Origin of the sequence: Burkholderia sp. Bp9143, from assembly GCF_003853645.1 — a bacterium.
Classification (GTDB): Bacteria; Pseudomonadota; Gammaproteobacteria; order Burkholderiales; family Burkholderiaceae; genus Burkholderia.
In genome coordinates, this window is record NZ_QTPO01000103.1 from 1 (window position 1) to 5128 (window position 5128).

The 5128-nt window shown below is 68.1% G+C and carries 4 protein-coding genes; all 4 read left to right on the plus strand.

Annotated features, from left to right (window positions below; genetic code table 11):
- The coding region (locus DIE23_RS38560) for an NAD(P)H-dependent oxidoreductase subunit E (RefSeq protein WP_124618098.1) at window positions 1-441 on the plus strand (441 nt) is incomplete at its 5' end.
- Complete coding sequence (locus DIE23_RS38565) at window positions 438-2015, plus strand: NADH-quinone oxidoreductase subunit NuoF (RefSeq protein ID WP_124618100.1); 1578 nt, start codon at window positions 438-440, stop codon at window positions 2013-2015. The genes DIE23_RS38560 and DIE23_RS38565, both read left to right, overlap by 4 nt.
- A gap of 17 nt (window positions 2016-2032) precedes the next feature.
- Entirely contained in the window at window positions 2033-4984 is a 2952-nt protein-coding gene (gene fdhF / locus DIE23_RS38570) for a formate dehydrogenase subunit alpha (protein ID WP_124618102.1), read from the plus strand.
- A 7-nt stretch (window positions 4985-4991) separates the two neighbouring features.
- Window positions 4992-5128, plus strand: a 137-nt coding sequence (locus tag DIE23_RS38575) for a formate dehydrogenase subunit delta (protein WP_148093491.1), incomplete at its 3' end; no start/stop codon positions are given.

Below are 5128 nucleotides of genomic sequence, written 5' to 3' on the forward strand. Positions count from 1 at the left end.
TCGCTCGTCGCGATCCTGCATGCGATCCAGGACGATGCAGGCTACGTGCCGGCAGGCTGCGTCGCACCGCTCGCGAAGGCGCTGAACCTGTCGCGCGCCGAAGTGCACGGCGTGCTCACTTACTATCACCACTTCCGCACCGCGCCGCCCGCGCGTGTGACGATCCAGATGTGCCTCGCCGAGGCGTGCCGCAGCATGGGCTGCGAAGCACTCGCCGCGCACGCGGAAGCGCGCACGGGTTGCCGGTTCGACGCGGCGCACGGCGATGGTGCCGACGCGCACGCACCAGGCGATGTCGCGCTCGAATCGGTCTACTGCCTCGGGCTGTGTGCACAATCGCCGTCGATGACGGTCAACGGCGTGCTGCACGCAAAGGTCACGCCGGAGAAGTTCGACGCCCTGCTCGCCGACGCGGCCGCCCACACTTCGGAGGCCGCATGACGACCCGCATCTACGTTCCGCGCGATTCGTCCGCGCTGGCGCTCGGCGCCGACGCCCTCGCCGCCGCGATCGTCGCGGAAGCCGAGCGGCGCGGCGTCGCGATCGAACTGATCCGCAACGGTTCGCGCGGGTTGCTGTGGCTCGAGCCGCTCGTCGAGGTCGGCACGGCCGCCGGGCGCGTCGGCTACGCGAACTTGTCGGCCGCCGACGTGCCCGCGCTGTTCGACGCGAACTGGCTCGACGGCGGCACGCATCCGAGCGGCGTCGGCCTCGTCGACGCGCTGCCGTATCTCGCGCGCCAGCAGCGCCTCACGTTCGCGCGCATCGGCCTGACCGATCCGCTGTCGATCGACGACTACCTGAAGCACGACGGCCTCGCCGGCCTGAAGAACGCGCTCGCACTCGACGGCGACGCCGCCTGCGAACTGCTGATCGAATCGGGGCTGCGCGGCCGCGGCGGCGCGGCTTTCCCGGCCGGCATCAAGTGGCGCACCGTCCGGCAGGCCAGCGCGACACAGAAGTACATCGTCTGCAACGCGGACGAAGGCGATTCGGGCACGTTCTCCGATCGCCTGATCATGGAAAGCGACCCGTACTGCCTGATCGAAGGGATGATCATCGCGGGCATCGCGACGGGCGCGACGCTCGGCTACATCTACGTGCGCAGCGAATACCCGCACGCGATCGCGGTGCTCGAAACCGCGATCGAGCGCGCCCGCGAAGCCGGCTGGCTCGGCGAGCGCGTGCTCGGCTCCGCGCATGCGTTCGACCTGCACGTCGCGAAGGGCGCCGGTTCGTACGTGTGCGGCGAAGAAACGGCGCTGCTCGAATCGCTCGAAGGCAAGCGCGGCGTCGTCCGCGCGAAACCGCCGCTGCCTGCGCTCGCCGGCCTGTTCGGCCAGCCGACCGTGATCAACAACGTGATCACGCTCGCGACCGCGCCGGTGATCTTCGCGCGCGGCGCCGCGTTCTACCGCGACTACGGGATGGGCCGCTCGCGCGGCACGCTGCCGTTCCAGCTCGCGGGCAACATCCGCCACGGCGGCCTCGTCGAACTCGCGTTCGGCGTCACGCTGCGCGAGCTGCTGTTCGACTACGGCGGCGGCACGGCGAGCGGCCGGCCCGCGCGCGCCGCCCAGGTCGGCGGCCCGCTCGGCACCTATCTGCCCGAACACCAGTGGGACGTGCCGCTCGACTACGAGGCCTATACGGCCATTGGCGCGGTGGTCGGTCACGGCGGCATCGTGCTGCACGACGACACATCGAATCTCGCGGCGCTCGCCGAATACGCGATGAAGTTCTGCGCGATCGAATCGTGCGGCAAGTGCACGCCGTGCCGGATCGGATCGACGCGCGGCGTCGAGACGATCGCACGCATTCGCCAGGGCGATACGTCGGAGCGACAGGTCACGCTGCTGCGCGACCTGTGCGACACGATGCTCGCCGGCTCGCTGTGCGCGATGGGCGGGATGACGCCGTACCCGGTGCTGTCCGCGCTCGACCATTTCCCCGAAGATTTCGGGCTCGCCGCCGGCAAGCAAGCCGCGTCGGGTCCGGTCAAGGCTGCGGCCTGACCCAGAAGGAGCCCTGCATGTCCCTCGACACGAACAACGTCCGCCAAGGCGGCTGCGGCTCGGGCCAATGCGCGTGCAAGAGCGCCGCACAGGCGCGCGCATTCGATCCGTACGACGAAACCGACTACGGCACGCCGCAACGGCATGCCGATACCGACGTCACGCTCGAAATCGACGGCCAGCCGGTGACGGTGCCGGCCGGCACGTCGGTGATGCGCGCCGCGATCGAAGCCGGCGTCAATGTGCCCAAGCTCTGCGCGACCGATTCGCTCGAACCGTTCGGCTCATGCCGTCTGTGCCTGGTCGAAATCGAAGGCCGGCGCGGCTATCCGGCATCGTGCACGACGCCCGCCGAAGCCGGGATGAAGGTGCGCACACAGTCGGACCGGCTGCAGTCGCTGCGCCGCAACGTGATGGAGCTGTACATCTCCGACCATCCGCTCGACTGCCTCACCTGCCCCGCCAACGGCGACTGCGAACTGCAGGACATGGCGGGCGTGGTCGGGCTGCGCGAGGTGCGTTACGGCTTCGACGGCGCGAATCACCTGCGCGAGCAGAAGGACGAATCGAATCCGTACTTCACGTACGATCCGTCGAAGTGCATCGTCTGCAACCGCTGCGTGCGCGCGTGCGAGGAAACGCAAGGCACGTTCGCACTGACGATCGCCGCGCGCGGTTTCGAATCGCGCGTCGCCGCCGGCGAAAGCGAATCGTTCATGGCATCGGAATGCGTATCGTGCGGCGCCTGCGTCGCCGCGTGCCCGACCGCCACGCTGCAGGAGAAGTCCGTCGTCCAGCTCGGCCAGGCCGAGCACTCGGTCGTCACGACCTGCGCGTACTGCGGCGTCGGCTGCTCGTTCAAGGCCGAAATGAAGGGCACGCAGGTCGTGCGCATGACGCCGCACAAGAACGGCCTCGCGAACGAAGGCCACGCGTGCGTGAAGGGCCGCTTCGCGTGGGGCTACGCAACGCACAAGGACCGCATCACGAAGCCGATGATCCGCGAGAAGATCACCGATCCGTGGCGCGAAGTCAGCTGGGAAGAGGCGCTCACCTACGCGGCGACGCAATTCCGCAAGCTGCAGCAGAAGTACGGCCGCGATTCGATCGGCGGCATCACGTCGTCGCGCTGCACGAACGAGGAAACCTACCTCGTGCAGAAGCTCGTGCGCGCCGCGTTCGGCAACAACAACGTCGACACCTGCGCACGCGTGTGCCACTCCCCGACCGGCTATGGCCTGAAGACGACGCTCGGCGAATCGGCCGGCACGCAGACCTTCGCGTCGGTCAGCGAGGCCGACGTGATCGTCGTGATGGGCGCGAACCCGACCGACGGCCACCCGGTGTTCGGCTCGCGCATGAAGCGGCGCATCCGCGAAGGCGCGAAGCTGATCGTGATCGACCCGCGCCGTATCGACGTGGTCGACGGCCCTCACGTAAAGGCCACGCACCACCTGCAGCTGCGCCCCGGCACCAACGTCGCGATCGTCAACGCACTCGCGCACGTGATCGTCACCGAAGGGCTCGTCGCCGACGCATTCGTCGCCGAACGCTGCGACACGCGCGCGTTCGAGCAATGGCGCGACTTCGTGTCGCGCGCGGAGAACTCGCCCGAAGCGACCGCGGACGTGACGGGCGTACCGGCCGAGCGGGTGCGCGAAGCCGCGCGCCTCTATGCAACCGGCGGCAACGCCGCGATCTACTACGGCCTCGGCGTGACCGAACACGCGCAAGGCTCGACGACGGTGATGGGCATCGCAAACCTGGCGATGGCGACCGGCAACATCGGCCGCGAAGGCGTCGGCGTGAATCCGCTGCGCGGCCAGAACAACGTGCAAGGCTCGTGCGACATGGGTTCGTTCCCGCATGAACTGCCCGGCTACCGGCACATCAGCGACGCGGTCGTGCGCAGTCAGTTCGAAGCAGCATGGTCGGCCACGCTGCAACCGGAACCGGGGCTGCGCATCCCGAACATGTTCGACGCGGCGCTCGACGGCAGCTTCAAGGGGCTCTACTGCCAGGGCGAGGACATCGTCCAGTCGGACCCGAACACGCAGCATGTCGCGGCCGCGCTGTCGTCGATGGAATGCATCGTCGTGCAGGACATCTTCCTGAACGAAACCGCGAAATACGCGCACGTGCTGCTGCCGGGCTCGACGTTCCTCGAGAAGGACGGCACGTTTACGAACGCGGAGCGCCGCATCTCGCGCGTGCGCAAGGTGATGCCGCCGCTCGCGGGTTACGCGGACTGGGAAGTGACGCTGCTGCTGTCGCAGGCGCTCGGCTACGACATGCACTACACGCATCCGTCGGAAATCATGGACGAGATCGCGCGACTCACGCCGACCTTCTCGGGCGTCTCGTACAAGAGGCTCGACGCGCTCGGCAGCATCCAGTGGCCGTGCAACGAACAGGCACCGGACGGCACGCCGACGATGCACATCGACGCGTTCGTGCGCGGCAAGGGCAAGTTCGTGATCACGCAGTTCATCCCGACGCCGGAAAAGGTCACGCAGCGCTATCCGCTGATCCTGACCACGGGTCGCATCCTGTCGCAATACAACGTCGGCGCGCAGACGCGCCGGACCGAGAACGTCCGGTGGCACGAAGAGGACCGCCTCGAGATCCATCCGCACGACGCGGAGGATCGCGGGATCCGGAACGGCGACTGGGTCGGCATCGAATCGCGGGCCGGACAGACGGTACTGCGCGCGCTCGTGTCCGACCGCATGCAGCCGGGTGTCGTGTACACGACGTTCCACTTCCCCGAGTCGGGCGCGAACGTGATCACGACGGACAGCTCCGACTGGGCGACGAACTGCCCCGAATACAAGGTGACGGCCGTGCAGGTGATGCCGGTTGCGCAGCCGTCCGACTGGCAGCGTGCGTATGCGCGCTTCAACTCGGAACAGCTCGACCTGCTCGAGCGCCGCGCCGCCACGCCGGCCGCCGTGACGACGGGCAAGTGAGGACGCGATGGACAACGGACACCTGATCGACATGGCCAACCAGATCGGCGCGTTCTTCGAATCGATGCCCGATCGCGAAGAAGCGCTGTCCGGGATCGCCGAACACATCCGGCGCTTCTGGGAACCACGCATGCGGCGCGCGCT